Annotated in this window: 29 protein-coding genes and 2 pseudogenes; 16 read left to right on the forward strand and 15 right to left on the reverse strand. The window is 70.2% G+C overall.

The window, feature by feature from the left end; all coding sequences use genetic code 11:
- Positions 1–208, reverse strand: a pseudogene (locus QM595_RS10055) (hypothetical protein); the annotation flags it as partial.
- Positions 209–311: 103 nt separating this feature from the next.
- Here QM595_RS10055 and QM595_RS10060 point away from each other — a divergent pair.
- On the forward strand, positions 312–578 hold the full coding sequence (locus QM595_RS10060; protein WP_415171409.1) for a hypothetical protein: 267 nt from the start codon (positions 312–314) through the stop codon (positions 576–578).
- A 62-nt stretch (positions 579–640) separates the two neighbouring features.
- A complete protein-coding gene (locus QM595_RS10065; protein WP_415171410.1) occupies positions 641–1,015 on the forward strand; it encodes a hypothetical protein in 375 nt (124 codons plus the stop codon).
- Between the two features lie 40 nt (positions 1,016–1,055).
- On the opposite strand, the gene QM595_RS10070 is transcribed toward QM595_RS10065, so the two are convergent.
- Together QM595_RS10070 and QM595_RS10075 are read right to left on the reverse strand one after the other, a co-directional pair.
- Positions 1,056–1,934: a hypothetical protein gene (locus QM595_RS10070; protein ID WP_415171411.1), complete on the reverse strand. Its 879-nt coding sequence runs from the start codon at positions 1,932–1,934 to the stop codon at positions 1,056–1,058.
- A 248-nt stretch (positions 1,935–2,182) separates the two neighbouring features.
- A complete protein-coding gene (locus tag QM595_RS10075) occupies positions 2,183–2,371 on the reverse strand; it encodes a hypothetical protein (protein WP_415171412.1) in 189 nt (62 codons plus the stop codon).
- A gap of 32 nt (positions 2,372–2,403) precedes the next feature.
- Here QM595_RS10075 and QM595_RS10080 point away from each other — a divergent pair, with 32 nt between their 5' ends.
- Complete coding sequence (locus QM595_RS10080) at positions 2,404–2,586, forward strand: hypothetical protein (protein WP_415171493.1); 183 nt, start codon at positions 2,404–2,406, stop codon at positions 2,584–2,586.
- Positions 2,587–2,606: 20 nt separating this feature from the next.
- Here QM595_RS10080 and QM595_RS10085 read toward each other — a convergent pair.
- From QM595_RS10085 to QM595_RS10110, 6 genes and pseudogenes are all read right to left on the reverse strand, one after another.
- Positions 2,607–2,825, reverse strand: a pseudogene (locus QM595_RS10085) (helix-turn-helix domain-containing protein); the annotation flags it as partial.
- 16 nt (positions 2,826–2,841) lie between these two features.
- A complete protein-coding gene (locus tag QM595_RS10090; RefSeq protein ID WP_415171413.1) occupies positions 2,842–4,692 on the reverse strand; it encodes an AMP-dependent synthetase/ligase in 1,851 nt (616 codons plus the stop codon).
- A 67-nt stretch (positions 4,693–4,759) separates the two neighbouring features.
- Positions 4,760–5,425 carry an MOSC domain-containing protein gene (locus tag QM595_RS10095; RefSeq protein ID WP_415171414.1) on the reverse strand — a complete coding sequence of 222 codons (666 nt, stop codon included), beginning with the start codon at positions 5,423–5,425 and terminating at the stop codon, positions 4,760–4,762.
- 4 nt (positions 5,426–5,429) lie between these two features.
- Positions 5,430–6,563: an NAD(P)/FAD-dependent oxidoreductase gene (locus QM595_RS10100; RefSeq protein ID WP_415171415.1), complete on the reverse strand. Its 1,134-nt coding sequence runs from the start codon at positions 6,561–6,563 to the stop codon at positions 5,430–5,432.
- A 122-nt stretch (positions 6,564–6,685) separates the two neighbouring features.
- Positions 6,686–7,636, reverse strand: coding sequence for an MBL fold metallo-hydrolase (locus QM595_RS10105; protein WP_415171416.1), 951 nt, complete (start codon positions 7,634–7,636; stop codon positions 6,686–6,688).
- 40 nt (positions 7,637–7,676) lie between these two features.
- Positions 7,677–8,696: a fumarylacetoacetate hydrolase family protein gene (locus QM595_RS10110; protein ID WP_415171417.1), complete on the reverse strand. Its 1,020-nt coding sequence runs from the start codon at positions 8,694–8,696 to the stop codon at positions 7,677–7,679.
- Between the two features lie 114 nt (positions 8,697–8,810).
- On the opposite strand from QM595_RS10110, the gene QM595_RS10115 reads away from it, so the two are divergent.
- From QM595_RS10115 to QM595_RS10170, 12 genes are all read left to right on the forward strand, one after another.
- Entirely contained in the window at positions 8,811–9,401 is a 591-nt protein-coding gene (locus QM595_RS10115; RefSeq protein WP_415171418.1) for a TetR/AcrR family transcriptional regulator, read from the forward strand.
- A 34-nt stretch (positions 9,402–9,435) separates the two neighbouring features.
- On the forward strand, positions 9,436–11,097 hold the full coding sequence (locus QM595_RS10120) for a helix-turn-helix domain-containing protein (RefSeq protein WP_415171419.1): 1,662 nt from the start codon (positions 9,436–9,438) through the stop codon (positions 11,095–11,097).
- A 145-nt stretch (positions 11,098–11,242) separates the two neighbouring features.
- Positions 11,243–12,226, forward strand: coding sequence for a fumarylacetoacetate hydrolase family protein (locus QM595_RS10125; protein ID WP_415171420.1), 984 nt, complete (start codon positions 11,243–11,245; stop codon positions 12,224–12,226).
- A gap of 52 nt (positions 12,227–12,278) precedes the next feature.
- On the forward strand, positions 12,279–13,079 hold the full coding sequence (locus QM595_RS10130; RefSeq protein WP_415171421.1) for a cyclase family protein: 801 nt from the start codon (positions 12,279–12,281) through the stop codon (positions 13,077–13,079).
- Positions 13,080–13,127: 48 nt separating this feature from the next.
- On the forward strand, positions 13,128–14,426 hold the full coding sequence (locus QM595_RS10135) for an ABC transporter substrate-binding protein (protein ID WP_415171422.1): 1,299 nt from the start codon (positions 13,128–13,130) through the stop codon (positions 14,424–14,426).
- Complete coding sequence (locus QM595_RS10140; RefSeq protein ID WP_415171423.1) at positions 14,426–15,337, forward strand: branched-chain amino acid ABC transporter permease; 912 nt, start codon at positions 14,426–14,428, stop codon at positions 15,335–15,337. Before QM595_RS10135 ends, QM595_RS10140 begins: the two co-directional genes overlap by 1 nt.
- Positions 15,334–16,350, forward strand: coding sequence for a branched-chain amino acid ABC transporter permease (locus QM595_RS10145; RefSeq protein WP_415171424.1), 1,017 nt, complete (start codon positions 15,334–15,336; stop codon positions 16,348–16,350). Before QM595_RS10140 ends, QM595_RS10145 begins: the two co-directional genes overlap by 4 nt.
- Positions 16,347–17,078: an ABC transporter ATP-binding protein gene (locus QM595_RS10150; RefSeq protein ID WP_415171425.1), complete on the forward strand. Its 732-nt coding sequence runs from the start codon at positions 16,347–16,349 to the stop codon at positions 17,076–17,078. The genes QM595_RS10145 and QM595_RS10150 overlap by 4 nt, the downstream gene beginning before the upstream one ends.
- The gene (locus QM595_RS10155; protein ID WP_415171426.1) at positions 17,071–17,778 is read left to right on the forward strand and encodes an ABC transporter ATP-binding protein; all 708 of its coding nucleotides are present in this window, start codon (positions 17,071–17,073) and stop codon (positions 17,776–17,778) included. The genes QM595_RS10150 and QM595_RS10155 overlap by 8 nt, the downstream gene beginning before the upstream one ends.
- The gene (locus tag QM595_RS10160; protein WP_415171427.1) at positions 17,779–19,284 is read left to right on the forward strand and encodes an AMP-binding protein; all 1,506 of its coding nucleotides are present in this window, start codon (positions 17,779–17,781) and stop codon (positions 19,282–19,284) included.
- Positions 19,281–20,450 carry a thiolase domain-containing protein gene (locus QM595_RS10165; protein ID WP_415171428.1) on the forward strand — a complete coding sequence of 390 codons (1,170 nt, stop codon included), beginning with the start codon at positions 19,281–19,283 and terminating at the stop codon, positions 20,448–20,450. Before QM595_RS10160 ends, QM595_RS10165 begins: the two co-directional genes overlap by 4 nt.
- Before the next feature lie 10 nt (positions 20,451–20,460).
- The gene (locus QM595_RS10170; RefSeq protein ID WP_415171429.1) at positions 20,461–20,835 is read left to right on the forward strand and encodes a carboxymuconolactone decarboxylase family protein; all 375 of its coding nucleotides are present in this window, start codon (positions 20,461–20,463) and stop codon (positions 20,833–20,835) included.
- Here QM595_RS10170 and QM595_RS10175 read toward each other — a convergent pair.
- The 6 genes from QM595_RS10175 to QM595_RS10200 all read right to left on the reverse strand — a co-directional run bounded on the left by QM595_RS10175 (position 20,825) and on the right by QM595_RS10200 (position 25,659).
- Positions 20,825–21,361 carry a Dps family protein gene (locus QM595_RS10175; RefSeq protein WP_415171430.1) on the reverse strand — a complete coding sequence of 179 codons (537 nt, stop codon included), beginning with the start codon at positions 21,359–21,361 and terminating at the stop codon, positions 20,825–20,827. The two genes, QM595_RS10170 and QM595_RS10175, sit on opposite strands and share 11 nt — an antisense overlap.
- Positions 21,362–21,518: 157 nt before the next feature.
- A complete protein-coding gene (locus QM595_RS10180) occupies positions 21,519–22,136 on the reverse strand; it encodes a nitroreductase family protein (protein ID WP_415171431.1) in 618 nt (205 codons plus the stop codon).
- Positions 22,137–22,203: 67 nt separating this feature from the next.
- The gene (locus QM595_RS10185; protein ID WP_415171432.1) at positions 22,204–22,518 is read right to left on the reverse strand and encodes a type II toxin-antitoxin system PemK/MazF family toxin; all 315 of its coding nucleotides are present in this window, start codon (positions 22,516–22,518) and stop codon (positions 22,204–22,206) included.
- Positions 22,508–22,738 carry a hypothetical protein gene (locus QM595_RS10190; protein WP_415171433.1) on the reverse strand — a complete coding sequence of 77 codons (231 nt, stop codon included), beginning with the start codon at positions 22,736–22,738 and terminating at the stop codon, positions 22,508–22,510. The genes QM595_RS10185 and QM595_RS10190 overlap by 11 nt, the downstream gene beginning before the upstream one ends.
- A gap of 59 nt (positions 22,739–22,797) precedes the next feature.
- Positions 22,798–24,657: a translation elongation factor 4 gene (lepA, locus tag QM595_RS10195; protein WP_415171434.1), complete on the reverse strand. Its 1,860-nt coding sequence runs from the start codon at positions 24,655–24,657 to the stop codon at positions 22,798–22,800.
- A gap of 63 nt (positions 24,658–24,720) precedes the next feature.
- Complete coding sequence (locus tag QM595_RS10200) at positions 24,721–25,659, reverse strand: hypothetical protein (RefSeq protein WP_415171435.1); 939 nt, start codon at positions 25,657–25,659, stop codon at positions 24,721–24,723.
- A 37-nt stretch (positions 25,660–25,696) separates the two neighbouring features.
- Here QM595_RS10200 and QM595_RS10205 point away from each other — a divergent pair, with 37 nt between their 5' ends.
- On the forward strand, positions 25,697–26,635 hold the full coding sequence (locus QM595_RS10205; RefSeq protein ID WP_415171436.1) for a phosphotransferase family protein: 939 nt from the start codon (positions 25,697–25,699) through the stop codon (positions 26,633–26,635).
- Positions 26,636–26,761: the final 126 nt, after the last annotated feature.

Raw genomic sequence — 26,761 nt, forward strand, 5'->3', positions numbered from 1 at the left:
CCGACGGTCCGGCCAGCAGCGCCAGCGCCAGCCCGGCGGATCCGGGCACCGGGGCGAGCTGGCAGACACCACCGGCCCGCAGCCGCACCAGCCCGCTCAGCGCCGGGTGGGTGGCCAGCTCGACACCGGCGCGCCCCGCTGCGGGGCGCCGCTCCAGCCGGCGCATCCGCTCGCGCAGCACGTCGATCTCAGGAGGTGCGATGGCCACACCCCATGATCGAACATGTGTTCGATCAAATCAAGATATCGCTCCCTTGTGCTTGCCCGAGTGCCACAGGTCGTGGCCGGACTCGGTGAACGACCGAACGCAGGTGACGAAGAGCCTCCAGACCAGCGGTCTGGCGGGGCGCTGGCCTCGGGTTGCGGCGGTTCTGGAGCCGGCTACGCGTTCGTTTGCCAACAAGTACCGGTCCGATGTCGGAGCGACATTCCCCGGGGTCGGCAACTACCACAGATACGATGAGACCTGGGCCGTTCCGCATCGCGGCGCGGTGCCGGTCTATATCTACCCGATTGGCCAAGGAAACACCTTCACCGGCAATCCTTTGGCCTGGAGCGGAACGGTATCGATCTCATGATCATAGGCATCCCAGGCCGTCGGGCGGTCTTCAGGACAGCCGTCGCCATGGCTGTGACTGGTGTGGGCACACTGATCGTGTCGGATGTCAGTCCGCAGGCAAGAGCGGATGACGGATCCGCGGTGCCGGTCCCGACGGCATATGTGCTCAACGTGCGCCTGGCCAGGGACCCCGACCCCCCGTCGGGGATCGTGGCCATTACGCGTGTGCCCGCGAAAGCCGACCCGGCACTACGCACCAGAGGATCCGTCAGAATCCGGTTTGAGCCTGGCCGTCAGCGCAGTTTCAAGCTTCGCCCGCGCGACAAGGGCAAGATCGAGGTAAACGTTCCCAAGTCCGCCAAGATCGTGCACATCACCGTCGAGGGAACGGACCCGAACGGAGACATCTTCTACGGTCAGGTCAAGGTCACCAAACGCAACCTGCCGAAAGAATAGAGCGCGGGTGGCCACACCCGATCTTCGAATGCCTGTTCGACTAGGTCAATATCGAGCCCCTCAGAAACCCGCGCTGGCCCTTCTCAGCTGCAGCGCGCGGGCCTGCACAGGCCTGATAGAGCGTGCCGCCCTCATCGACGGTGATCCGCGAGACCACGTTCGAGTCCGAGCTCAGGCCGCACTCCCTGACGATCTCGCTCTTCACCACCGCCCCGGTCCCGAGGTCGATCTTCATGACCAGGAGGACCGGCTTCGCCGTCGTGGTGACGTAGGCACCGACCTTCGCGGCGATGTAGAGATAGCCGTCCTGCTCCACGACGTCGTCCTCGAGGGAGAGCGCGGGCTCGGCCGGGCCGTTGACACCGGCGAACCGCAGCGTCAGCGACCAGCCATCAGATCGGCCGATCACCCACCGGTCTCCGTCTCTGTTCGAGGAGAAGGTCACCGCCGAGCCATCCTCCAGAAGCAGGCTCGACGTGCCGGAGGACCGGTACTGGCCGAGGGGATCGGGCACCGCCGTGATGCCGTCCTTCTCGCGGTAGCCGTTGGCTCCGTATTCGAAGACCCCGGCAGAGGACTGCAACAACCTGCTCACCGGCCGGTTCAGGGTCACTTCGGCAACTTGATCAGGCAGCCGGACCTCGACCAGGGATCCCTTCGACTCGTTCCCGATGGCGATCAGCCGCTCGCCGACAGGGTCCCAGGCCACATCGGAGGCGACCTGGGGGACCGTGGCCACGCTCCGGCCTACCACGCCGCCAGAGTCCACCAGCACCAGGCGCTGCTTGACGGGATCCAGGACGGCGAACGAGCCGCCCGGGAGCGCTGTGAGCGCGGCCGGAACGAGCAACTCGTGTCCCTCTCGGCGCCGGATGATCCCGAGCTCGTCATCCGACTCGCCGTACGGGATGCTCCACACCGTCTGCCAGCGAGCCCCGGCTTGTTTCCAGTCGATCTCGATGTCCTCCGACGCCGAATCCGGCCTCCCGGAGGAAACAGTCGAGGACGACCCCGCGAGCGTCGTCGTGGCAGTGGCGGTCAGGTCAGAAGACGAGCCATGCTCCCCGGTCGTGCAGCCTGTCGCCGCCAGCAGCAGACACGGGAAGGCATCTCGTCACGACGGAGAATGCGCCACCGCGGCGAAAGACCACCGCCCGCGGAGCCGGACTAGTCACCCTTAGCCTCGATGATCCGGTCATAACCGTCGGACTGCTCCTCGTAGATCATTCCGATATGGTCGTCCGACACGAAGGCGTCCATCTGGTAGGTGTCAGAATATCCCTTGCCCTTGGTCACCGGAATCCCCACACCCGCTTTGAAGTCAGCAGCAGTCCAGGGGCCGTGAATGTCTCGCATCGCCTGTCGGTCGCCTCTCCTACACTGGAGGCATGAGCGTGGACCGCAACGAGCTGCACGAACTCGTCGATGCGCTGCCGGATGACCAGTTGCCGGCGGCGGCTGAAATCCTGCGCCGGCGCGCGGAGCCGCGCACTGCTCGGACCACGGAGCCGTTTGCCTGGATCGGTGCTGGCCAAGCGCCGACTCTTGCTCCCGAGCACCGTCGCCGCTGAGGGATCTGTTCGAGTTCGGCATGGCGGTGTCCCGCCTCGAACTTGGCCAGCCACGCTCTGGATACGCCGGAGGCTTCGGCGAGAGCCTGCTGGGTCATCCCCCGTTCGGCACGCACGGCCTTGATCACCGCGCCGAACTTCGGCCACCGGTCGATCAGCGTCGCTTCCGCCGCCGCGCCTCCTTCCAGCGCCCGCGGGCTGAGAGCCAGAGCGTCTACGTTCGTGGACCGCTCGGACACGCCGACCGCGCAGCGGTCAGCTGTAGAACGCCTCGATGCGGGCCTTCTCGTTGGCCTCGACCACGTTGCGCTTCACCTTCAGCGAGGGGGTGAGCTCGCCGCCCTCGATGGTCAGGTCGTGCTCGAGGATCTCCCACTTCTTGACGGTCTCCCAGCGGTTGAGCCTGGCGTTGAGCTCCTCGACGTAGCCGGCCACCATCGCGTGCGCGGCCGGTGAGGCGACGATCTCCTCATACGAGCCGCTCACCCCGTTCTCGCGCGCCCACTCGGCGATCGCCTCGGGGTCGAGGGTCACCAGCGCCACCGCGAAGTTGCGCTCCGCGCCGAAGACCAGGAACTGGCTGGCGTAGGGGCAGATCGCCTTGAACTTCGCCTCGATCTGCGCCGGCGAGACGTACTTGCCGCCGGAGGTCTTGAACAGGTCCTTGATCCGGCCGGTGATGGTGAGGTAGCCGTCGGCGTCGAGCGAGCCCTTGTCGCCGGTGTGCAGCCAGCCGTCGGCGTCGATCGTCTCGGCGGTGGCCTCCGGGTTGTTGTGGTAGCCGGCCATCACGTGCGGGCCGCGGATGAGCACCTCCTCGCCCTCGCCGATCTTGATCTCACTGCCGGGGAAGGCCGGCCCGACGGTGCCGATCCGGTTGTCGGTGGGCAGGTTGACGCTGGCCCCGGCGGCGTTCTCGGTCATGCCGTAGCCCTCGAGGATGACGATGCCCGCGGCGTTGAACCACTCGGCGATGTCGGGGTTGAGCGCGGCGGAGCCGGAGATGAAGAAGCGCACCCGGCCGCCGAAGCGGGCCCTGATCTTGCGCAGCACCAGGATGTCGAGGAGGTCGCGCTGGACCTTGAGCGTCAGCGGCACCGGCCGCTCGGCCTGGATCAGGGCGTCGTACCTCTTGCCCACGGCGAAGGCCCGGTCGAACAGCCTCTTCTTCACCCCGCCCTCGGCCTCCATCATCGTGACGATGCGGGCGTAGGCCTTCTCGAAGATGCGCGGCGCGGCGCCCATGAAGGTGGGCCGGACCACGGCGAGGTTGTCGATGATCTTGTCGACGCGGCCGTCAACGGCGGTCGGGAAGCCGATCGCGAGCTGGGTCGAGAGCAGCACCTTGCCGAAGACGTGGCTCATCGGCAGCCAGAGGAACTGCAGGTCGTTCTCCGACAGGATGCCCTGGGCGTGGACAGCCTCGCCCTCGTAGACCCAGGCCCGGTGCAGCAGCCGGACGCCCTTGGGCCGGCCGGTGGTGCCGGAGGTGTAGACGAGGGTGGCGAGCTGGTCCGCCGGGATGCTCGCCGCGATCTCCTCGATCACGCCGGGGTGGTCCTTCAGGTACGCCGCGCCGAGCTCCTCGAGCGCGTCGAGGGTGATCACCCGTTCGCCGTCGGCGCTCTGCGGATCCGCGGGGGCGTCGAAGGTGACGATCTTGACGATGCCGGGCAGCTTGGCGTCGTACTCCGCCAGCTTCGCCAACTGGCTGTCGTCCTCGGCGAAGACCACCCGGCACTCCGCGTCGGAGAGGATGTACGCCGCGTCCTCAGCGTTGGTCGAGGGGTAGACCGTCGTCGTGGCCGCACCGGCGCACATCACCGCCAGGTCGGCCAGGATCCACTCGTAGCGGGTCCCGGAGACGATGCCGACGCGCTGCTCCGGCTCGATGCCCAGTGCCAGCAGGCCGCCGGCCAGCCGGCTGACCCGCTCGCCGACCTCCGCCCAGGTGACCGAGTGCCAGTGGTCGCTCTGCTGCTCCTCTGGCGACTCCTCGGCGTGGGGGTAGAGGAACGCCTCAGCGTCGGCCGAGGCCTTGACGCGATCGAGGAACTGCACCGCCACATTGGGCGGCATGGTCTCCAGGAAGCTGGTCTCGCTCACGGCGCAGACCCTAAGGCATGTCTCCCAAGTCGGAAAGCGCCTACGGCGCCGACTTGGGAGACATGCCCTAGACGCTCGTCCTACCCGGCGGTAGTCCCTCGGCGATCCTGGTCGCCTTGACCCTGGCCTGCTCGACCAGGCCGTCGATCCGCAGCAGCTCCGGCAGCAGGCTGTGGTCGAGGTTGATGGCGCGGAACATCGTGCTGACGGTGATGCCGTGCCCCTGCCGGTGGACCAGGTCGATCTCGTCGCCGGCACGGAGCTCGCCCTCCTCGAGGACGCGCAGGTAGGGGCCGGGACGGCACTCGACCATGAACCGCTTGACCCACTGGCGGTTGTCGTAGCCGGAAACCCCCATCCAGCCTTTGAAGTCGTTGCAGGGGGTGCGCACGTAGGCGACCTCGAGGAGGGCGGTGCCGATCCGCCACCGGTCGCCGATCTCGGCCTCGTTGACGTCGATGCCCTCGGTGGTGAGGTTCTCGCCGAACTGGCCGTCCCGGATCGGCCGGCCCAGCGTCGCCTCCCAGCGATCCAGATCCTCGCGGGCGAAGGCGTAGACCGCCTGGTCGGCGCCACCGTGGTGCACGGTGTCGGAGACCTGGTCGTCGGCGAGCCCGAGCCGGCGGACCGCGACCGGGCCGTCGGCCGGCGTCTTGTCGATGGAGGTGCGCCCCAGCCCGGCCCACGCGGCGTCCTTGGGCATACCGACGTTGACGGATCTGACGATGGGCATGGGCTCAGTCTGCCAGCCGGCCGGGCAGCACGCTCTCGACGGCGAAGCCGGTGGCCGCGATGTCCTCGGGCACGTCCCGGCCCAGCAGCAGCGCGGCGCCGAGCCGGGCCGCGGCAGGGCCCATCTGGATGCCATAGCCGCCCTGACCTGCGAACCAGGCGAATCCCGGCACCAGCGGGTCGGGTCCGATCACCGGCGAGCCGTCGGCGACGAAGCTGCGCAGCCCCGCCCAGGGCGTGCGGATGCCCCGGATGCCCAGCGTGGTGGCCTCGTTGATGACGTCGATGGCCCGGGCGATCTCCAGCTCGTCGTGTTTGGCGTCGTGGGGCGTGGTGAGGGTGGCGTCGGCGGGGCTGCAGAGATACTGCCCGGAGTCGGCCTTGACGTAGAACGGGTTGTCGGGGTCGACCGAGAGCACCATCGGCATGTGGGGGTCGACGTGATCGGCGCCGACCATGAAGACCGACCGCAGCCGCGGCTCGATGCCCACCGGCGCCGCCCCGAAGACCGCGGCGACCTGGTCGGCCCAGGCGCCGGCCGCGTTGACGACGTACGACGTCGTGAACTCCTGACCGATGCTGGCGCTCACCCGCCAGCGCTCACCGACCCGCTCGGCGCCGTCGACCCGGGCCAGCGTGCGGATCTCGCCGCCCCGGCCGCGCAGCCCGCGCCGGTAGCCCTGGTGCAGCAGCGCCACGTCGACCTCGAGCGCGCCGGGCTCGACGAGGGCCGACTCGACCCACTCCTCGCGCAGCAGCGGCAGCAGCCGGTGTGCCTCGGCGGCGTCGATGACGCGGGCCTCGGGGGTGAGGCCGGCGACGTCGTCGTGGAGTCGGTCGACGGCGTCGCCGAGCCCGTGCGAGCCGACGTGGAGCACGACCAGCGGCTTGCCCAGCGGCTCCTCGTAGCGATCGGCCGGCGGACGGAGGAAGTAGTCGTGGCTGGCGGCGGTCAGCGCCCGCACCGGGCCGTTGCCGTAGGTGCCGATCCAGGTGGCCGCCGACCGCCCGGTGGTGTGATAGGCGAGCGTCGACTCCATCTCCAGCAGGCAGACCCGCTGCCCCGCCGCCGAGAGCTCGTAGGCGATCGACATCCCCGCAATGCCGCCGCCGATGACCAGCACGTCGAAGTCGTCCATGACGGGAGGCTAGATGATTGATGCACGGGTCTCGCACGCTCCGCGACCCTCGGCATCCCCGCTCGTCCGGGGTCACCGCCAGGTTTCGGGGCGGTGACCCCCTCGCCCGCCTGGATCGGCGGTCAGTCGGTGTAGCCCTCCAGCGCGGCGATCCGGCGGAACACCTCGCGGGTGTCGACCCGCTCGAAGCCCGGGTCGAGCTCGTAGTAGACGGCCAGGACGTTCTGGGCGATCCGGCCGCGCTCGTCGAGCGCCTCGAACCGGCCCAGGCCGATATCGCGCATGGCGTCCTCCGGCGACATCCCCTTCTCGTAGCGGGCCGAGGCCTCGTCGCGGACGAACTCGAGGTAGTCGCGCACCTGCACGATGCCCTCGGCGGCGATGACCGGCCCGTGACCGGGCACCACCAGGGTGGGCTCCAGCGCCATCATCCGGTCGCAGGCCTCGATCCAGTGCGAGATGGGGCCGGCCCAGGCGATCGGCGTGCCGCCGATGAACAGCAGGTCGCCGGCGTAGAGCACGCCCTGTGACGGCACGAAGACGACGCTGTCGCCGGCGGTGTGAGCGGGGCCGAGGTTGTACAGCTGCACCTCGGTGCCGCCGACGTCGAGGGTGAGGGAGTCCTCGAAGGTCCTCGTGGCGACGGTGGGCGTGATGTTGGTGAAGTCGAACGGCTCGAAGATATGGCGGGCGAAACGGCCGATCGCCCCGGGCTGGTCGAGCATTCCGAGGATCAGCCCGGGGCCGTTGGCCAGCATCTCCTCGGCGGTGGGGGCCGAGGCGATGATCTCGGCGTCGGCGACGAGCTCGTTGCCGAACCAGTGGTCGCCGTTGGCGTGGGTGTTGACGACCGTGCGGATCGGGTGGTCGCGGGTGATCGGCTCCAGGCCGGTCAGCAGCTCGCGGGTCATGGCCAGGTCGAACATCGTGTCCACGAGCAGCGACTCGCCGTCGCCGACGACGAGGCCGGCGTTGCTCCAGCCCCAGGTCCCGTCGGGGACGAGCCAGGCGTAGGCGCGGTCGGCGAGCTGGTGCAGGCCGCGGCTGTAGGGGATGTCTTCGGGAGATGTCATCTTCTTCTCTGCCTTTGTCTCGAGGTGGTCGGTGCGGTGGTCAGTGGGTGACGTGCACGGCGGGTGCGCCGTGGTAGCTGGTCAGGCCGGCACCGGCGGGCGGCACCCGCTTGGCGCCGACGGGATTGCGCAGCGAGCCGACGCCGGAGGCCGTCAGCTCGACGACGTCACCGGGCTGGATCCAGCGGTCGAGCTCAAGGCCGCAGCCGCCGCCGACGGTGCCGAGGGCGAAGAACTCGCCGGGGTAGACGTCCTCGTCGAGCGAGGCCCAGGCGAGCACCTCGGCGAAGGAGAATTGCCGGTTCTTGGTGGTGCCGGAGGCCCAGACCTCCCCGTTGACCCGCGCGCTCATCTCGATCGACCACTCGTCGACCTCGTCCATGGTGAGCACGCAGGGGCCCATCGCGGTGCAGAAGTCCTTGCCCTTCGAGGGCCCGATGGTCAGGCCCATCTCGAAGAGCTGGATGTCCCGGGCGCTGACGTCGTTGAAGATCGTCACCCCCGCGATCCGGCTCTCGGCCTCCCCGGGCGTCAGGTCGCGACCGCCCTGGCTGCTGAAGAAGCCCAGCTCCAGCTCGAAGTCGAGCTGGTCGGTGTAGGACGGCCACAGCAACTCGTCGTCGGGCCCGACGACGGTCTCGATATTGCACTTGTAGCAGATCGGCATGGCCGCGAACGCGGGCGGCACCTCCAGGCCCGAGCCGGCGGCGTGCTCGGTGTAGGTGAGGTAGTCGCGGATGCGTCGGGGCCGCGGCACCGGTGCCGTGAGCCGCACCTGGTCGAAGGCGTGTACGCCGGCCAGCGAGTCGCCTCGCTCGAGCGCGGTGCTCGCGACCTCGACCGCGCGCCGGGCCTGTGACATGCCCTCGGCGCCGCTCTCGAAGAACGCAACCATCTCGGTGGCCACCTCGGGGGCGCGGCCGGCGGCGCTCTCCCCCGCGCTCGCCACGGCCGCGGCGCGCAGTACGACGGCCGGCTCGACGACATGGTCGCCGTCCCATACGCCGAACCGGTGCCCGGAGTCCGGTCCGCCGTCGGCGGTGAAGGTCACGAGTCGCATGGGTCCCTCCTGATGTGGACTAGCGTCTGAACTTGGACTTGAGTCCAAGTTCATGTAACGTAGGTCACATCAGGGGTCGCAGTCAAGACCCTCTGCCGAGGAAGGGCGGATGGCATGGCGACAGATCGCCGGGTGCGGGGACGTGAGCGGCGCCGGGACCAGGTCTATGCGGCGGCGGTCCAGCTGTTCATCGAGCGAGGCTTCGACAAGACCACGATGGACGACATCGCCGAGCGCTCCGACGTGGCCCGCGCGACGGTCTTCAACTACTTCCCGCGCAAGAGCGCCCTGCTCGACGAGTGGAGTGCGCGCCGGCGCGAGCGGGCGCTGGCGGCGGTGCGGGCCGACCACCTCGAGGACCATTCCGCCGAGGAGATCCTGACCCGCTACATGGTCGAGCTCGGCCGCACCAGCGACCAGACCCGGACCGAGACGGTGCCGCTGCTCGGTGCCGCCGTGCACTCCACGAACATCCTCCGCAACCCGCCGCTGGCCGAGGAGTTCACCGGCTTCCTGGAGCGGGCCCAGCGGTCCGGCGAGGTCGCGGCCTCGGTCGACGTGGCGCTGGCCGGGCTGATGCTGGCGGCGTCGTACTTCGCGATCCTGACCAACTGGATCGACGTCGAGCCGGCCCCGTTCGACCTCACCGACCGGCTGCTCCACATGCTCGAGCAGTTCCTCGCCGGAGTGCTGGCGAGCGGCTAGCCGGTCGTCGCAGCGAGCCGAAGGGAGCGACGCCATGACCGACCCGGCCAGCGCGCATCAGGTGGATCCACGCCTGAAGGTCCGCTATCTCCAGCGGCTGCTCGCCGCCAACGACGCGACGCAGGCGCTCCAGGTCGCCGTCGACCAGGTCGTCGACGTGCTGGGCTCGGACGTCTCCTGGACCGGCCTGGTCGACGACGGCTACCTCGTGATGGGCGCGCACCGGGGGCTGATCTCGACCGAGATGGCCTCGGCCTGGCGCCTCAAGCTGGGCGAGGGCATCGGCGGCCGGGTGGCTGCCGAGGGCCGCCCGCACGTCAGCCGGGACTACCTCCACGACCGCCGCCGGGTGCCGTTGATGAAGCGGCTCATCGACAACGAGGGCATCCTGGCGACGCTCACCGTGCCGCTGCTCATCGCCGAGTCGACCATCGGCGTGCTCTACGCCGCTCAGCGGCGGGTCTACGACTGGCAGGAGTGGGAGGAGCAGGCGGTCACCGAGATCGCCCACGACCTCGCGGTGCGGCTGCGCCAGCTCGACATCGAGGGCCGCGCCGCGGCGCGAGCCACCGCGGCGCAGGACTCCCGCGACCGGGTGATGCGTTTCGCCGCTGACTGCGCCCGGCTGGCGGCGAGCTTCACCAACCAGTCCGACCCCGCCGCGGCACTGGACCTGCTGGCCCTGGAGCTCGGTGCCCGGGTGGAGCTCCGGCTGCCGGACGGCTCGCTGGTCCGTGCCGCCGGCGAGTACGGCGAGGGCAACCCGTTCACCGCCTGGCGGGCCACCCTCACCGATCCCGAGGGTCTGGTGCTGGCGGTGATCGGCACCAGGCAGCCCGACGACGCGGCCCAGGCGATGATCGAGCTGGCGTCCTCCCTCTTCCGGCTCCAGCTCGCCCGCAGCGTCGAGCGCGACCGGACGCTGCAGCGGGTCAGCGGCGAGCTCCTCGACCAGCTCTTCAGCGGCCGGGTCACCGACCCCGAGGAGTTCTGTCGGCGGCTGGCGCTGATCGGGGTGAGCCTGCCGGCCGACGCCTATGTCGTCGTCGTCGGCGACCGCACCGGGGCCGCGCTGCCGGAGCCGCGGCTGACCCAGGTGGTCGATGCCCTCGAACGCGCCTTCTCCTCCTGTACGACGCTCCGGCGCGGCGGGCGCATCGTCGCCGTGGTGGGCTATCACTCCCGCTCGGCGACCGACCTGCACCGGGCGCTGACCGAGGTCGTGGCCCGGTCGTCCGCGCTACGCGGCACCGCAGCCGGGATCGGCCGGCAATGCAGCGAGATCGTCGACTTCTCGATGTCCTACGACGAGGCTCGGGCGGCGTTCGAGATCGTCACCAGCAACCCGGCCGCCGACCCGGTCACCAGCGCCTTCGAGCTGGGCATCCTCGGGGTCGCCAGTCTGCCGACGTCGCATCTGCGCACCACGGTGCGCGACCTGCTCGGCCCGATCATCGAGTCCGACGACCGGCGCGGCACGGACTACGTGCTCACGCTGCGCACCTATCTGCAACAGGACCGGCACCTCGGCCCGACCTCGAGTCGGCTCCATGTGCACTACAACACCGTGCGCAATCGGATCGCAAAGATCGAGGATCTGCTCGGGGTCGACATCAGGAATGTCGACGACCGGTTCCGGCTGCACACCGCGTTGCGGATGCACGAGCTGCTCACCGCGGCAGGCTCTCCCGACTGATCCCGTCAGTCGATCGCCCGGTCGACCGGTCGGCCCGTCCCGTTGTGACGGCGTCACAGTCCGCGGCCCGAAGAGTGGCGCGATGGGCCCTGTTCTGACAGGCCCGCCTCTCCGAGTGTGATGGGCGACACATCGGAGAGGAATCATGAGGCTCATCACTTTCAAGGCCCCCAGCGGGACCGGGAACGGCGTCCACGTCGGCGCTGTCGACTCCACCGGCACCACCGCGGTCAGCTTCACCAGGGCATCGGCGCAGGACCCGCGGTTCGCGTCGATGCTCGCGCTGGTACGGGCCGGTGGCGGCGTGCTGGACGAGGCCCAGTCGATCCTGGACTCCCACCCCGCCGACGCGGCGTACGACCTCGCCGAGGTGACGCTGCTGGCGCCGCTCCCCGATCCGCCACGGTTCCGGGACTGCTCGCTGTTCATCGAGCACCTCGCTCCCGCCTTCCTCGGCATGGCTCGCAACCTCGCCGCAACGGCGGCCGACCCCGAGGCGGAGTACGCGCGGCTGGTCGCCACCGGCGACTTCGACCTGCCGGCGGTCTTCTCCGAGAGGGTCATCTACTACAACGCCGATCACCTGTCGGTGAGCGGCCCGGGCGCCGAGATCGTCGCGCCGCCCGACACCACCCACGTCGACTACGAGCTCGAGCTCGCCGCGATCCTCGGCCATACCGCCACCGACGTACCCGTCACCGAGGCCGCCGAGGCGATCTTCGGCTACACGATCTTCAACGACTGGAGCTGCCGCGACCTGCAGACCGAGGTGATGGCCTCGCGCCTCGGCCCGGCCCGAGGCAAGGACTTCGACGGTGCCAACGCCTTCGGGCCGTGGATCGTCACCGCCGACGAGATCGGCGACCCCTACCACCTCAAGATGACCGCCCGAGTCAACGGCGAGACCTGGTCCGACGGCTCGTCGGCGAGTATGCACCACCGGTTCGAGGACGCGATCGCCTACCTCAGCCACGGCCGCACGATCTACGCCGGGGAGATCCTCGGCTCCGGGACCGTGCTGTCCGGAAGCCCCATCGAGATCGGCCGACGCCTCAAGGACGGCGACGAGGTCGAGCTCGAGATCGAGGGGATCGGCGTGCTGCGCAACCGACTCCGCCTCGCCCACTGAGAGCCACAGCTCACCACCGCCCCTCAAGCACCTAGCACCGAGAAGGACAGCCATGACACGTCTCGTAGACCTCTCACGCACTCTGGACCCCGGCAAGCGCGACCTCATGCCCGAGTCGTATCGGGCGCTGGAGAGCGTCGTCGCCCCCAAGATCCACTACCTCGCACCCGACGGCGAGGGCCGCGACCGGATGACGGCGATCTTCGACTGCCCACCCGAGCACCTGCCGGGCGGCGAGGGCTGGGGCGAGGACTGGCTGACGGAGATGAACACCCATTGCGGCACCCACGTCGACGCGCCGCTGCACAGCGGCCGGCTGATCGAGGGCAAGCCGGCCCGGACCATCAGCGACATCGCGCTCGAGGAGCTCTATCGCCCGGGCATGGTGCTCGACGTCCGGCCGTGGGTGCGGCCCGGCGAGGCGATCGCGATCGAGGCGCTCGAGCAGGCCATCGAGGCCACCGGACGCGACGTCGAGGCGGGCGACGCGCTGCTGCTGCGCACCGGCCAGGAGCGCTACGACATCTCCCAGCCGGAGTTCTTCACCTACCCCGGCATGAGCGGCGACGGCACCCGCTTCCTCACCAGCCTCGGCGCCACCGTGCTCGGCACCGACGCCCTCGCCTGGGACCGGCCGTTCCCGGTGATGGTGGCCGCCTACCAGGAGAGCCGTGACCCGAAGGAGATCTGGGACGGCCACTTCGCCATCGCCGACAAGGAGGCGTTCATCATCCAGCAGCTCGACAACCTCGCCGCGCTGCCGTTGACCGGCTTCCACGTCGGCTTCTTCCCGCTCAAGCTCCCACGGACCAGCGCCTCGCCATGTCGGGTCGTGGCGTTCCTCGACAGCTGACCACACCCAGATCGACCAGAGATCATCCACGGATCACGGAGACCCATCATGACGAAATCGACCATCCGCCACCTCCCCCTCACCGCCGGGGCGGCGGCCCTGCTGCTGCTCGCCACCGCCTGTGGCAGCAGCGACTCCGACGACACCACGACCGAGGTGCCGAAGGCCTCCATCGTCGCGCCCATCGCCGGCATGACCTGTGACGAGGGCAGCGAGCCCACCGGGGACCCCATCGTCGTCGGCGGCTCGCTGAGCCTGACCGGCGCGCTCTCCGAGACCGCCAAGGTCCACGAGGGCGTCGCCGAGCTCGTCACCGACTGGGTCAACGAATGCGGCGGCATCGACGGCCGCCCGCTGGAGTGGCAGGTGCTCGACGACCAGTCGACGCCGGCACAGGCCGCCTCCAACTACGAGCGGCTCATCAGCGACGGCGTCGACCTGGTGATGGGGCCGTACGGCGGCGCGAACATCCTCGCCGCCGCAGGCCCGGTGACCCAGGCCGGCTACGCGTTCCCGACCCACACCAACGGCGCGCCGCAGCAGCTGATCGGCGAGAACCACTTCCCGGCCTGGCAGTTCGACGGCAGCCAGGGAGCGGACAACATGTTCGACTCCGGGGCGAAGAAGCTGCTGGACGCCCTGGAGTCCAGCGGCAACCCGCCGAAGACCGTCTTCTACGCCGACGCCAAGTTCCCGACCACGCTCTCGTTGGCCGCCGCCGCCAAGAAGGCGTTCGAGGCCGACGGCATCGAGACCGCCGGCGAGGTGGAGTACGAGTTCGGGAGCACCGACTTCAGCTCGATCGCGCTGCGGATCTCCCAGGCCGACCCCGACCTGGTCTACCTCGGCGGCCTCGGCGCGGACGCCACCTACCTCTACGACGCCTTCAACGCCATCGGCTACACGCCCCGCACCATCTACGCGGCGCTCCCCTCGCCCGCATCGCTGGACGGGCTGGGCGACGAGGTCGAGGGCCTGCTCACCGGCTCCATCTTCGAGACCGAGTCCAAGCGCGGCGACACCGACATCGCTCGCTACTTCGCCAGCAAGTACGACGAGGTGGCCCAGAAGGACGGCCTGTTCCCGCTCATCGAGACGCAGGCGGCGGCCAGCCTCGCGGCCTGGCAGATCCTGCTCACCGGTGTCCTCAACGCCGGCGTCGACAACGCGGCGATCATCGCCTGGCTCAACGCCAACTCCGTCGAGACCATCGCCGGGACGCTGACCTTCGACGGCTACAACAACTACGGCACGGACAACACCGCCATCACCCAGATCCAGGACGGCAAGCGGGTGATCGTCTGGCCCGAGGACATCGCCGGCGGCACGATCGACTACCAGCCCTGATGGACGTCTCGACCACCGCACTCGCGCAGACGCTGCTCAACGGGGCGCTGCTCGGCTGCCTCTACGGCTGCATCGCCCTGGGGCTGACCATCAAGTGGGGACGGCTCGGCATCGCCGACTTCTTCCACATCTCGATCACCCTGCTGGCGGCGTACGTCACCTACACCCTGGTCACCGAGCTGGGCTGGCATCCCTTCCTCACCCTGCTGGTCACCGTTCCGGCCTGCTTCGTGGTGGGGGTGGCGACCCAGTGGCTGTTCACCAGGATCCGGGTGGACGACACCACCTCCCTGCTGCTCACCTTCGGGCTGTTCATCGTGGCCGAGGGCCTCGCCAACCTGATCTGGAGCGCCGACCTGCTCTCGCTGCGCCGGGACCTCCCGGACGGGCTCCGTGACGCGATCCATCTGCCCGCTCCCCTGGACCGGCTCGCGGTCACCCCGCCCGACCTGATCAGCCTGGTGCTCGCGATCGTCATGGTCGGCCTGGCGACGTGGAGCCTGCACCACACCCGCTCGGGACGGGCGGTGCAGGCGATGCAGCAGGACCGGTCGATCGCCGAGGCGTTCGGCGTCCGGGTCGCCCCGCTGGCCCTGCTGGTCTCCGGCCTGGCGGCCGCCAGCGCGGCGGCGGCCGGCATGGCGGTCGCGGTGAAGACGCCGCTGCAGCCGCAACTGCCGCTGCAATGGATCGGCGTGGTGGTGGTCGCCTGCCTCCTCGGCGGACTCGGCCGCCCGCTGGGGGCGCTGATCGCCGCCGTGGTGCTGATGATGATCCAGAACGCCTGGTCGCTCTGGTTCCCGCCACAGTGGGCCTCGGCGGTGACCTACGGCGTGCTGTTCCTCTATCTGGCCGCCCAACCCGTGACCCGCATGGTCCGCGAGCGCCTTCCAGTCAGGAGCCTGGCATGAACACAGCCACGACCGCAGCGACGACCGCGGCACGGAGCCGACCCGATGGCCGGCTGCTGCGCGGCGCCGGCGGGATCGTCGCCGTCGCCGTGCTGGCGGCGATCCTGGTGCCCGCGCTCGGCACGAACTACATCGTCACGTTCTGCTTCCAGTTCGTCGTCTGGATGACCCTCGCGCTGAGCTGGAACGTGTTCAGCGGCAACGCCGGCTATCCGAGCTTCGGCCATGGCGTCTTCTTCGGCGTCGGCATCTACGCCGCGGCGGCCGTGCTCCGCCACACCGACGCGCCCTTCCTGGTCGCCGCGCTCGTCGCGGGGCTGGCGGCCGGAGCGCTAGCGCTCGTCGTCGGGCTCGCGGTGTTCGCCTCGCCTCGGTTCAAGGGAGACCTGTTCGGCCTGGTGACCCTGGCGCTGGCCTTCGTGGTGACCACCGTCGTGTCGAATGTGGCCTTCCTGGACGGCGGCGCCGGCGTGTTCGTGCGCGATCAGGTCGCCGGCACCTGGATCGGCGGCGGCATCGGGCACGTCTTCGTCGTCGGGGTCGTGGTGGCCGCGATCACCGCGCTGGTGGCGCTGGCCACCTCGCGGAGCCGCTGGGGCACCGCGCTGTGCTCCATCCGCGACGAGGAGGCGGTGGCGGAGTCGCTCGGGGTGCCGACCTACCGCTACAAGGTCCTCACCTTCGCGGTCAGCGGCGCGCTGGGTGGCCTCATCGGGGCTCCCCAGGCGATCTACCTCGGGTACGTCGAGATCGGCGCGGTGTTCGCCCTCAGCATCCCGCTCTACGTGATCATGATGACCATCCTCGGCGGCGCCACCCGCTGGTGGGGACCGGCGATCGGGGCCGCGGCCATCGTCGCGCTCCGGGAGGGCCTGCTCGGCATCGGGTCCCCGGAGATGTCGCAGATCGTGATCGGGCTGTTCCTCGTCGTCGTCATCGCGGTGCTGCCACAGGGCATCTCCGGGCTGCTCGACCGGCTCCGGCCGCGGCCATCCCGGGAGGTGTCGCGATGACGAGCCTGCTCCGCTGCCGCGCCATCACCAAGCGATTCGGCGGTCTCCGCGCCCTCGACGGCGTCGACCTCACCGTCGAGCAGGGCGAGATCGTCGGCCTCGTCGGGCCCAACGGGTCGGGGAAGACGACGCTGCTGTCCAGCATCGCCGGCTCGCTGCCGGTCAGCGGCGGCCACATCGAGTTCGGCGGCCACGACATCACCCGGCTCTCGGCACACCGCCGGGCACATGCGGGGATCGCACGCACCTTCCAGGTGCCCCGACCGCTGGGCTCCTTCGACGTGGTGGGCAATGTCGCCACCGCGGCGATGTTCGGCCGCGAGGCCCTCTCCCGGGGCGCGGCCATCGACCGAGCCTACGAGGTGCTCGAACGGATCGGCCTGGCCGGGCACGCACACCAGGCCGTCAGCGCGTTGACGCTGCACGAGCGGAAGTTCCTCGAGATCGGCCGGGCGCTGGCCCTCTCGCCCACGCTCATCCTGCTCGACGAGGTCCTGGGCGGGCTCAATCCGAGCGAGGCCGCCGCCGGGATGGAGTTGATCGCCTCGCTGCGCAACGAAGGGATGTCGGTGATCTACATCGAGCACAACGTCCGGGCGGTGACCGCGCTGGCCGACCGCATGTACGTCCTCGACCGCGGCCAGAACCTCGCCGACGGCCTCCCTGCCGAGGTGGTGGCCGACGACCGGGTGGTCGCGGCCTACCTGGGAGGTGGTTCCCGTGCTTGAGGTCACCGATCTCGTGGTCAACTACGGCGAGGCGGCCGCGGTACGCGGCGTCAGCATGACCGTGGCGGAGGGCTCCACGGTGTCGCTGATCGGGTCCAATGGCGCCGGCAAGACCACCCTGGTCAAGGCGCTGATGGGGCTCCAGCCGGTCACCTCGGGCAGCATCCAGGTCGCCGATCAGGACATCACGCACCGGCCGGCCGCCGACCGGCCGGACCTCGGCGTGGCCGTCGTACCGGAGGGGCGGCGGCTGTTCCCGGCGATGACGGTGCGTGACAACCTGCTGATCGGCCTGCACCATCCGGCGGCACGCGGCCGCGCCCGGGATCCGCTCGGCTTCGTCTTCGACCTGTTCCCGGTGCTCGCCAAGCGACAGCGGCAGCAGGCCGGCACCATGTCGGGCGGCGAGCAGCAGATGGTCGCACTCGGCCGCGCGCTCATCTCCCGGCCGCGGCTGCTCATCCTCGATGAGCCCTCGCTGGGGCTGGCCCCGGTGATCGTCGACCAGGTCTTCGAGATCATCGGCCGCATCGCCGGCGAAGGCGTCACCGTGCTGCTCGCCGAGCAGAACATGCAGCGAGCGCTGGAGCTCTCCGACCACGGCTACGTGATCGCCGACGGCCAGGTCGTCATGGCCGCACCGGCCAGCGAGCTGCTGGTCTCGGACGGGGTGCGGCACGCCTACCTCGGGGAGCCCTAGATGGCGGTGCTGCGCGACTACCTCCTCGCCCCGGTCCGGACCCATGCCCACCGGACCGCGCTGGTCGACGGCGAGACGACCTGGACCTATGCCGACCTCGAGCGGGCCGCGCTGGGCCTGGCCGCTCACCTGCACGAGCTCGGCGCCCGCGCCGGCACGCCGGTGGCGCTGCTGCTCGCCAATCGGGCCGAGTACGTCGTGGCGGACCTCGCCATCGCCGCGCTCGGCGCCGCGAAGGTCCCGCTCAACGCGATGCTGTCGATCGAGGAGCAGGCGTTCATCGTCCACGACTCCGCGGCGGCGATCTGCGTCATCGAGGCCGGTCGGCTCGAGGTCGTGGACCGGGCACGCGACCTGGGCGGCGACCCGGCGCTCGTCGTGGTCGACGACGACTGGGCACGGGCGATCGCCCATCCCCCGCTCCGCGAAGACGTCCCGGTGGGCGATGACGACATCGCGCTCATCATGTACACCGGCGGCACCACTGGCCGACCCAAGGGCGTGGTCCACACCCAGGCCGGGATGGCAGCCAACCTGCTCAGCCACCTCGTGGAGATGGAGCTGGTCGGCGAGGACGTGCTGCTGCTCACCTCGCCGCTGCCGCACAGCGCCGGCTTCCTGCTGCAGGCGGCGCTGGCCAAGGGAGCGACCACCATCCTGGAGAGCCGGTTCGATCCCGATGCCGTGCTCGACCGGATCGAGCGCGACGGCGTCTCCTATCTGTTCCTGGTGCCGACGATGATCTACCGGCTGCTCGACGCCGCCGCCGCGCGACCGGGGGCGGACACCTCGGCGCTGCGGACCATCCTGTACGGCGCCGCCCCGATCACCGCCGACCGGCTGACGCAGGGGCTGGCCGCTTTCGGACCGGTCTTCGTCCAGCTCTACGCCCAGTCCGAGGCGCCGAACTTCCTGACCCGGCTGCGACGCGACGACCATCGCACCGATCCGGCCGGAGCCCACCTCCTCCGGAGCTGCGGTCAGGCGGTCGTGATGGCGCAGGTCGCCGTGATCGGCGAGGACGGCACTCCGCGCCCTCCCGGCGAGGTCGGCGAGGTCGCGGCCAGGTCGTCGTACACGATGCGGGGCTATCTCGGGCGGCCCGAGGAGACGGCCGCGGCTCTGCGCGACGGCTGGCTGCACACCGGCGACCTCGGCTATCTCGACGAGCAGGGCTATCTCTACCTGGTGGACCGCAAGAAGGACATGATCATCACCGGCGGTCTCAACGTCTACTCCGCCGAGGTCGAGCAGGTCATCGCCCAGCTCCCCGGCGTCCGCGAGGTCGCGGTGGCCGGCATCCCCCACCCCGACTGGGGCGAGGCGGTGGTCGCCTTCGTGGTGGCCGAGCCGGGGGTGAGCGCCGAGCAGATCGAGACCGGCTGCCGACGCGGGCTGACGTCGTACAAGCGACCCAAGGCGATCTCCCTCGTGCCGGCGCTGCCGACCACGGCGGTGGGAAAGATCGACAAGAAGCTACTGCGAGCAGGATGGAGCAACTGGTGAGCGACGAGGCATGGATCCTGGGCTGGGGGCACACCGCCTTCGGCAAGCGGCCGGACTCGACGTTGGAGTCGCTGGTGGTGGAGGCGGGCAGCGCCGCGCTCGCCGACGCCGAGGTGGCGCCGGGCGACATCGACCTGGTCGTGGTCGCCAACTACAACGCCGGCATGAGTCCACTCGGGTTCGTCTCCTCGCTGGCGCTGCAGATCTCCGAGGACCTGTTCGGCGTCCCGGCGCTGCGGGTGGAGAACGCCTGCGCGTCCGGCTCGACGGCGGTGCATGTCGCGCTCGGCCAGGTGCGCAGCGGCCAGGCTCGGCGGGCGCTGGTGATCGGCGCCGAGAAGATGACCGGGCTGCCGCCGGAGACGGTCGGCGCCGCGCTGCTGGGCGCCGACTACGACATGGCCGGCAAGCCGTCGGCCACCGGGTTCACCGAGCTGTTCGCGGCGGTCGCGCGGGTCTACGAGGAGCGCTATGGCCCGGTCGGCGACACCCTGGCGACGATCGCCGCGAAGAGCCATCGACTCGGCGCGCTCAACCCCTACGCCCACCTCCGCAAGGAGCTCTCGGAGGAGTTCTGCGCCACGGCGTCGCCGCAGAACCCGATGATCTCGGCGCCGCTGCGCCGTACGGACTGCTCCCCCGTCTCCGATGGCGCCGCCGCGCTGGTGATCGGCCGGGAGCCGACCTCGCGGGCTCACCCACCCGTGCGCGTCGTCTCCCAGGCCCATGCCAACGACTTCCTGCCCGGCAGCAAGCGCGACCCACTCGCCTTCGCGGCCACGGAGCTGGCCTGGCAGCGCGCCCTCGGCCTGGCCGGGGTGACCACCGCCGACCTGGACCTGGTGGAGCTCCACGACTGCTTCACCATCGCCGAGTTGCAGCTCTACGAGGTGATCGGGCTCGCCCCGCGTGGGCAGGGGCGGCGGGCCATCGAGGAGGGCACCGTGCTGCCGGACGGCGCGCTCCCGGTCAATCCCTCGGGCGGCCTGAAGTCCAAGGGCCACCCGGTCGGCGCCACCGGCGTCTCTCAGCACGCCCTGGCCGCGATGCAGCTCACCGGCACCTTCCCGGGCCGGCAGATCCCGAACGCCCGGCTGGCGGCAGTCCACAACATGGGCGGGCTCGCCGTCGCCAACCACGTGACGGTGCTGGCCGCCACCGAGTGAGGAGCCCGACATGGACGACGAGCAGTACGCCGCCGGCCTGGCCAAGCTCGCCGAGATCGGCGCTGCCGCGCCCGAGCAGATGATCGACGCGCTTCGCACCATCTCGCCGGAGCTGGGTCGCCAGATCATCGCCTGGGGCTTCGGGGAGATCTACTCCCGGCCGACGCTCTCGCCGCGGGATCGCCAGCTGATCACGCTGGGCGTGCTGACCGCCCTGGGCGGCTGCGAGCCCCAGATCGAGGCCCACGTCGACCTGGCGCTCAACGTGGGCCTCGATCGCGAGGAGATCATGGAGGCCCTGCTCCACGCCGCGGTCTATGCCGGCTTCCCGCGTGCGCTCAACGCGACCCTGGCGGCCGGACGGGCGCTCGACCTCAGGCGTTGATCTGCGGCGGCACGCTCTCGTTGGCGACCCGGTTCTCGGAGTCCACCATCCAGGCCAGTTGCTCGATCCGGGTGATGATCTCGTGGAGCAGGTCGGCGGTGGTCGGGTCCTCGGCGTCGACGTCGTCGTGGATGCGGCGCGCGGTGCCGGCGGTGGCGTAGAGCGCGGCGGTGATCAGGTCGACGGTCACCGCGCTGTCGACCTCACGGTCGGGGAATGGCACCAGCGTGGTCTGCTCGGCGACCCGGGCGCTGCGGGCGTCGGGGGTGACGTGGACCGCGCGCATCCGCTCGGCGACCTCGTCGGTGAAGTCGCGGGCGGCGTCGACGATCTCGTCGAGCTGGAGGTGGAGGTCGCGGAAGTTGCGGCCGACCACGTTCCAGTGGGCCTGCTTGCCCTGCAGCGAGAGCTCGGTGAGATCGACGAGGAGCTGCTGGAGGTGGCCGGCGAGCTTCTCGCTGGCGCGGAACGCCGGCGCCGAGGCGTGCTTGGTGTTGGTGCTCTTGGGGGCGGTCTTGGTGGCCATCGTGACAACCCTTTCGTTGATGGTCTCTGACTGACCCCAGTCTCTCGCTTTTTCTTGAATGATTCCAGGAAAGTGAGCCTCACCTAGCTGAGGCGAGCCTCAGAACGTGTCTGAGGAGCCCGGGCCGTAGCGAGCACCCTCCACGCAGTGGGTGGGATCACCAGCCGTTGAGGTGGACGACCCGGTCGAGGTCGGCGCGCGGGCCGGGCTTGAAGTCGGTCCCGATCGTGTAGGCGACGGGCAGCAGGACGCCCTGCCGCACGCCCTCGGGGATGCCGAGCACCTCGGCCACCTCCCGCTCGTAGGGCAGGTGCAGCGTGGTCCAGGTGGTGCCGAGGCCGCGGGCCCGCAGCGCGAGCGCGAAGTTCCAGGCCGCGGGTAGCAGCGAGCCCCACACGCCGGCCTGGTTGCCCTCCGGGAGGGTGCCGACCTCGAGCGCCCCGATGACCAGCACCGGCACGTCGGCGAGCACCTCGCGTAGGTGGTCGGAGCTGGCGGCGACCCGGGCGGCGGTGCCCGTCTGCTCGCCCCGCTGGGCGCTGTAGGCCAGGTGGGAGCGCCGGTAGAACTCCGCGACCTTCCCCTTGACCTCCGGGTCGGTGAGCACGATCCAGTGCCAGTGCTGCTTGTTGCTTCCCGAGGGTGCCTGCAGGCCGACCTCCAGCGCCTCCAGCACGATCTCGACCGGCACCGGCCGGTCGAGATCGAGCCGCTTGCGCACCGCGCGGGTCGTGGTGAGGAGTTCGTCGGGCGTCAGGGGCAGCAGGGTGCTCATACCGGCCGGCAACCCGGAGCGCGGCCGGCCTATTCCGGGCTGGGCCGCGTGGAGCAGGCCGGCGGACTCATCGGAGACCGAACACGGTCCTCAGTGCCCGGTCGACCTCGTCCATGTCGGCCCGGCCCAGATGATCGACCCGGTCACCGAGACGGCCCGGGTCGATCGCCATGACCTGATCAACGAGGATCAGCGTCATCTTGCCGGCCACCTCGACCTCGGGACGAAAGGACGCGGACTGTGCACTGGTCGAGGTCGGCGCCACCAGCCACGTCGACAACGGGAGCATCTCGTTCTGCACGACGACCGCGTAGCGGCGTCCTCGCTGCTCGTGACCGCGGGCGTCCCGCAGTGCCTTGAGCGCGTGGACGTCACCACGCACGAAGATCCTCGAACTCCTGGTGGATGGCCTGGATCTCGGCGCGATCGGCCGGGTTGTCGGCGATGGCGAGCGCCTCGGCGCGCAGGCGCTCGTCCTGCTTGTGCCGCCACGCGTCGAGGATCGCCTCCCGGATGACGGTGGAGCGGTCGACATCGTCCGACATCAGCTCGCGCAGCGCGTCTTCGGTGGCTTCGTCGGCACGGAACGAGATCGTCGACATGTCACCAAGCGTAACACGTCTCGTCATACGCTCTGCCGGACGTCGGGCCGGCTCGACAGTCACTTCTTGGCGGACTTGTCCGTGGCGGGCTGGGTGGTGGAGAGCGCGGCGACGAACGCCTCCTGGGGCACCTCGACGCGGCCGACCATCTTCATCCGCTTCTTGCCCTCCTTCTGCTTCTCCAGCAGCTTGCGCTTGCGGGTGATGTCGCCGCCGTAGCACTTGGCCAGGACGTCCTTGCGCATCGCCCGGATGGTCTCGCGGGCGATCACCCGGGCGCCGATGGCGGCCTGGATCGGCACCTCGAACTGCTGGCGCGGGATGAGGTCCTTGAGCTTGCCGGCCAGCATCACGCCGTACGCATAGGCGGCGTCGCGGTGCACGATCGCGCTGAAGGCGTCGACCGGCTCCCCCTGCAACAGGATGTCGACCTTGACCAGGTCGGCGGCCTGGTCGCCGGCGAACTCGTAGTTGAGGCTCGCATAGCCCTTGGTGCGCGACTTGAGCTGGTCGAAGAAGTCGAAGGCGATCTCGCCCATCGGCAGGGTGTAGCGCATCTCGACACGGTCCGCGGAGAGGTAGTCCATGCCCTGCAGCGCGCCGCGCTTGGCCTGGCACAGCTCCATGATCGTGCCGATGTAGTCGCTCGGCGACAGGATGGTCGCGTCGACCACCGGCTCGCGCACCTCGCGCACCTTGCCCTCGGGGTACTCGCTCGGGTTGGTCACCTCGATCCGGGTGCCGTCCTCCATGACCACCTGGTAGACCACATTGGGCGCGGTGGAGATCAGGTCGAGGCCGAACTCCCGCTCCAGGCGATCCCGGGTGATCTCCATGTGCAGCAGGCCCAGGAAACCGAGCCGGAAGCCGAATCCCAGCGCGCCGGAGGTCTCCGGCTCGAAGGTGAGCGCGGCGTCGTTGAGCTGCAGCTTCTCCAGCGCGTCGCGCAGCGTCGGGTAGTCGTCGCCGTCGATGGGGTAGAGCCCGGCGTAGACCATCGGGTTCGGGTGCTCGTAGCCGCCCAGCGCCTCCGTCGCCGGCTTGACCGCGGAGGTGACGGTGTCGCCGACCCGGGACTGACGCACATCCTTCACGCCGGTGATGAGGTAGCCGGTCTCGCCGACGCCCAGCGAGCCCGCCTTGGTCGGCTCGGGGCTGATCACGCCGATCTCGAGCATCTCGTGCACCGCGCCGGTCGACATCATCTTGATCCGGTCGCGGTGGGACAGCTTGCCGTCGACGACCCGGACGTAGGTGACCACCCCGCGGTAGGTGTCGTAGACCGAGTCGAAGATCAGCGCCCGGGCCGGCGCGTCCGGGTCGCCCACGGGCGCGGGGGTCTGCCGCACGATCTCGTCGAGCAGCTCCTCCACGCCGAGGCCGGTCTTGGCGCTCACCTGGAGCACCTCGGAGGGGTCGCACCCGACCAGGTTGGCCAGCTCCTCGCCGTACTTCTCGACGTTGGCGCTCGGCAGGTCGATCTTGTTCAGGACCGGGATGACGTGGAGGTCGGCGCCCATGGCGAGGTAGAGGTTGGCCAGCGTCTGCGCCTCGATGCCCTGGGCGGCGTCGACGAGCAGGATGGCGGCCTCGCACGCCTGCAGGCTGCGGCTGACCTCGTAGGTGAAGTCGACGTGACCGGGGGTGTCGATCATGTTGAGGACGTACGTCGTGCCCTTGTCCTCGCCCTGCGTCACGGTCCACGGCATCCGGACCGCCTGGCTCTTGATGGTGATGCCGCGCTCGCGCTCGATGTCCATCCGGTCGAGGTACTGCGCCCGGGCGTCGCGCTCGGAGAGCACGCCGGTGAGGCCGAGCATGCGGTCGGCCAGGGTCGACTTGCCGTGGTCGATGTGCGCGATGATGCAGAAGTTGCGGATGATCGCGGGATCGGTCTGGCCGGGCTGCGGTGCGGTCATGGTCCGCACATTCTCCATGGCGTGCCTACGCCGAGCCAAAGCGCGGTGGCCGTGGGTCGGCGCTCAGTACTGGTGGAACCACAGGGAGAGGTACGCCGAGGCGCCCGGACAGGTCACGTTGAGGTCCCGACCGTCCTCGACCCACTGGCTCAGCAGCGCGCTGCCGCCCTGGATCGACCGGCTCTGGTCGCACCGGGCGAGCGCCTCCTCGCGGGAGGTGTGGCCGGCGGCCCGCCACTCCTGCAGCCCGAGGCTGAGGTCGCCGACGATCCGCTGCCACAGGCTGGTGGTGGAGTAGACGCCGACGAGGAGACCCTGGTCGGCGTAGGCCCGTGCCGCTCCCCTGACCACGGCGGCGTTCTGCTCGACGTCGGCCGGCCAGTCGAAGTCGGGCACCGGCTCGACGTCGAGCCAGACCGCGGGGCTGTCGAGGCCGGCCGCCCTCATCGTCTCGAGGTTGAACAGCGCCTGCTGGTAGCCGGCGTTGGCCAGCCGGCCGAGCGTGCTGGTGGCCTCGAACGGGCCCTGGCCGCCGTACCTCGCCTGCTGCTGCTCGTCGGGCCAGCTGATGACGGAGTACGCGGCCGCGAGCAGGTGTCGCTCCCGCACCCAGGCGACCTGGTCGGCCAGGCACGGGTTGGGGTAGAACCCAGGGCCGTTGGTGAGGCCGAGGATCACGAACTCGGCGGAGTCCAGCGGCATCGGGGCGCCGTGGGATCGCTTCTGCGGGATGCCCATGCCGGCCGGGCACTGGGGCCAGCTGACGTCGGCGCCCGTCACGATGCCGCGATCGGTCAGGTCGGGGAGGTCGGGCACGGTGATGGTGGGGCTGGCCGGGCTCACTGGGCTCGTGGTCGGCATCTCGTCGAGGGGCGTGGCCGTCGTGACCGGCGATGTCGTGACCGGCGCCGTCGTGCTCGCGTCGGGGGTGGGCAGCGAGACGCTCTCGGCGCTGCACCCGACGAGCAGCAGCGCCGAGGCCAACCACCCCCATGTCCGCACGGCAGGAATCCTTTCATCCGCCTGTCATCCTGGGGCGGTGCCTGCCGCCCTCCCGACGACCTTCCCGCACGGCCGTACCGCGCGCCGGCTGGACTGGCCCCATCTGCCGCCACTCGTCCGCCGGGCGGTGGAGCGGCGGCTCGGCTCCCGGGTGACCGACTCGATGTCCCAGGACGCCGGCTTCACCCCGGGCCTCGCCTCGGTGGTCATCTGCGAGGACGGCTCACGACACTTCGTGAAGGCTGCCTCGACGAAAGCGCAGCGGCCGTTCGCCGAGGCCTACCGCGAGGAGGCGCGCAGGCTGCGCACGCTGCCGCGGTCGCTGCCGGCGCCGCGGCTGCTGTGGGTCCACGACGCCGACGACTGGGTGGTGCTCGGCATCGAGTACGTCGAGGGGCGGGCGCCGGCGCGTCCCTGGACCGAGGCCGACCTGGCCGCCTGCTCGTCGATGCTGGTCGATGCCGCCGCCGCGCTCACCCCGGCGCCGGGGCTCGGGCTGGCCACCTTCGCGGAGGAGTTCGCCTCCTTCCCCGACTACTGGACCGGGCTGCGGGACGTGCCGCACGCGGGCGAGGCGGCGGCGCTGGCCGGCCGGCTCGCCGAGATCGCCACCGGGGACACGCTGGTCCACACCGACGTCCGCGACGACAACCTGATCCTGGCCGGGGATGGGAGCGTCTGGCTCTGCGACTGGAACTGGCCGGTGCTCGGTCCCGCCTGGTTCGACTCGCTGACCCTACTGATCGGCCCGCGCGGCGACGGCCTCGACGTCTCCGCGCATCTGGCGGCGCACCCGCTGCTCTCGGCGGTCGATCCGGACAGCATCGACATCGCGCTGGCGCTGGTCACCGGCTACTTCCTGGCCTCCGCCCGCCAGCCCGTCCCGACCACCTCGCCGTACCTGCGTGACGCGCAGCGCTGGCAGGGCGAGGTGTGTCATGCCTGGCTCGCCGAGCGCCGCGGCTGGCGGATTTGAGCCTGCTCGGGCATCGCGGGTAGTCTTGCTGGCTGCGTGTTCGAGGCCCCTCCCCTCTCATCCCACGAGTGGCCGGGAGAGCGCGCCCGAACCGATCCGTTGACACCGAAGGACTGACAAGCACCA

The organism is Nocardioides sp. (assembly GCF_047607185.1).
Taxonomy (GTDB): Bacteria; Actinomycetota; Actinomycetes; order Propionibacteriales; family Nocardioidaceae; genus Nocardioides.

Coding starts and splice junctions, on each gene's coding strand:
- QM595_RS10075 (WP_415171412.1), bottom strand. CDS start 2,371: ATGCGAGACATTCACGGCCCCTGGACTGCTGCTGACTTCAAAGCGGGT.
- QM595_RS10080 (WP_415171493.1), top strand. CDS start 2,404: ATGAGCGTGGACCGCAACGAGCTGCACGAACTCGTCGATGCGCTGCCG.
- QM595_RS10095 (WP_415171414.1), bottom strand. CDS start 5,425: ATGCCCATCGTCAGATCCGTCAACGTCGGTATGCCCAAGGACGCCGCG.
- QM595_RS10100 (WP_415171415.1), bottom strand. CDS start 6,563: ATGGACGACTTCGACGTGCTGGTCATCGGCGGCGGCATTGCGGGGATG.
- QM595_RS10105 (WP_415171416.1), bottom strand. CDS start 7,636: ATGACATCTCCCGAAGACATCCCCTACAGCCGCGGCCTGCACCAGCTC.
- QM595_RS10110 (WP_415171417.1), bottom strand. CDS start 8,696: ATGCGACTCGTGACCTTCACCGCCGACGGCGGACCGGACTCCGGGCAC.
- QM595_RS10115 (WP_415171418.1), top strand. CDS start 8,811: ATGGCGACAGATCGCCGGGTGCGGGGACGTGAGCGGCGCCGGGACCAG.
- QM595_RS10120 (WP_415171419.1), top strand. CDS start 9,436: ATGACCGACCCGGCCAGCGCGCATCAGGTGGATCCACGCCTGAAGGTC.
- QM595_RS10125 (WP_415171420.1), top strand. CDS start 11,243: ATGAGGCTCATCACTTTCAAGGCCCCCAGCGGGACCGGGAACGGCGTC.
- QM595_RS10130 (WP_415171421.1), top strand. CDS start 12,279: ATGACACGTCTCGTAGACCTCTCACGCACTCTGGACCCCGGCAAGCGC.
- QM595_RS10135 (WP_415171422.1), top strand. CDS start 13,128: ATGACGAAATCGACCATCCGCCACCTCCCCCTCACCGCCGGGGCGGCG.
- QM595_RS10140 (WP_415171423.1), top strand. CDS start 14,426: ATGGACGTCTCGACCACCGCACTCGCGCAGACGCTGCTCAACGGGGCG.
- QM595_RS10145 (WP_415171424.1), top strand. CDS start 15,334: ATGAACACAGCCACGACCGCAGCGACGACCGCGGCACGGAGCCGACCC.
- QM595_RS10150 (WP_415171425.1), top strand. CDS start 16,347: ATGACGAGCCTGCTCCGCTGCCGCGCCATCACCAAGCGATTCGGCGGT.
- QM595_RS10160 (WP_415171427.1), top strand. CDS start 17,779: ATGGCGGTGCTGCGCGACTACCTCCTCGCCCCGGTCCGGACCCATGCC.
- QM595_RS10170 (WP_415171429.1), top strand. CDS start 20,461: ATGGACGACGAGCAGTACGCCGCCGGCCTGGCCAAGCTCGCCGAGATC.
- QM595_RS10175 (WP_415171430.1), bottom strand. CDS start 21,361: ATGGCCACCAAGACCGCCCCCAAGAGCACCAACACCAAGCACGCCTCG.
- QM595_RS10180 (WP_415171431.1), bottom strand. CDS start 22,136: ATGAGCACCCTGCTGCCCCTGACGCCCGACGAACTCCTCACCACGACC.
- QM595_RS10190 (WP_415171433.1), bottom strand. CDS start 22,738: ATGTCGACGATCTCGTTCCGTGCCGACGAAGCCACCGAAGACGCGCTG.
- lepA (WP_415171434.1), bottom strand. CDS start 24,657: ATGACCGCACCGCAGCCCGGCCAGACCGATCCCGCGATCATCCGCAAC.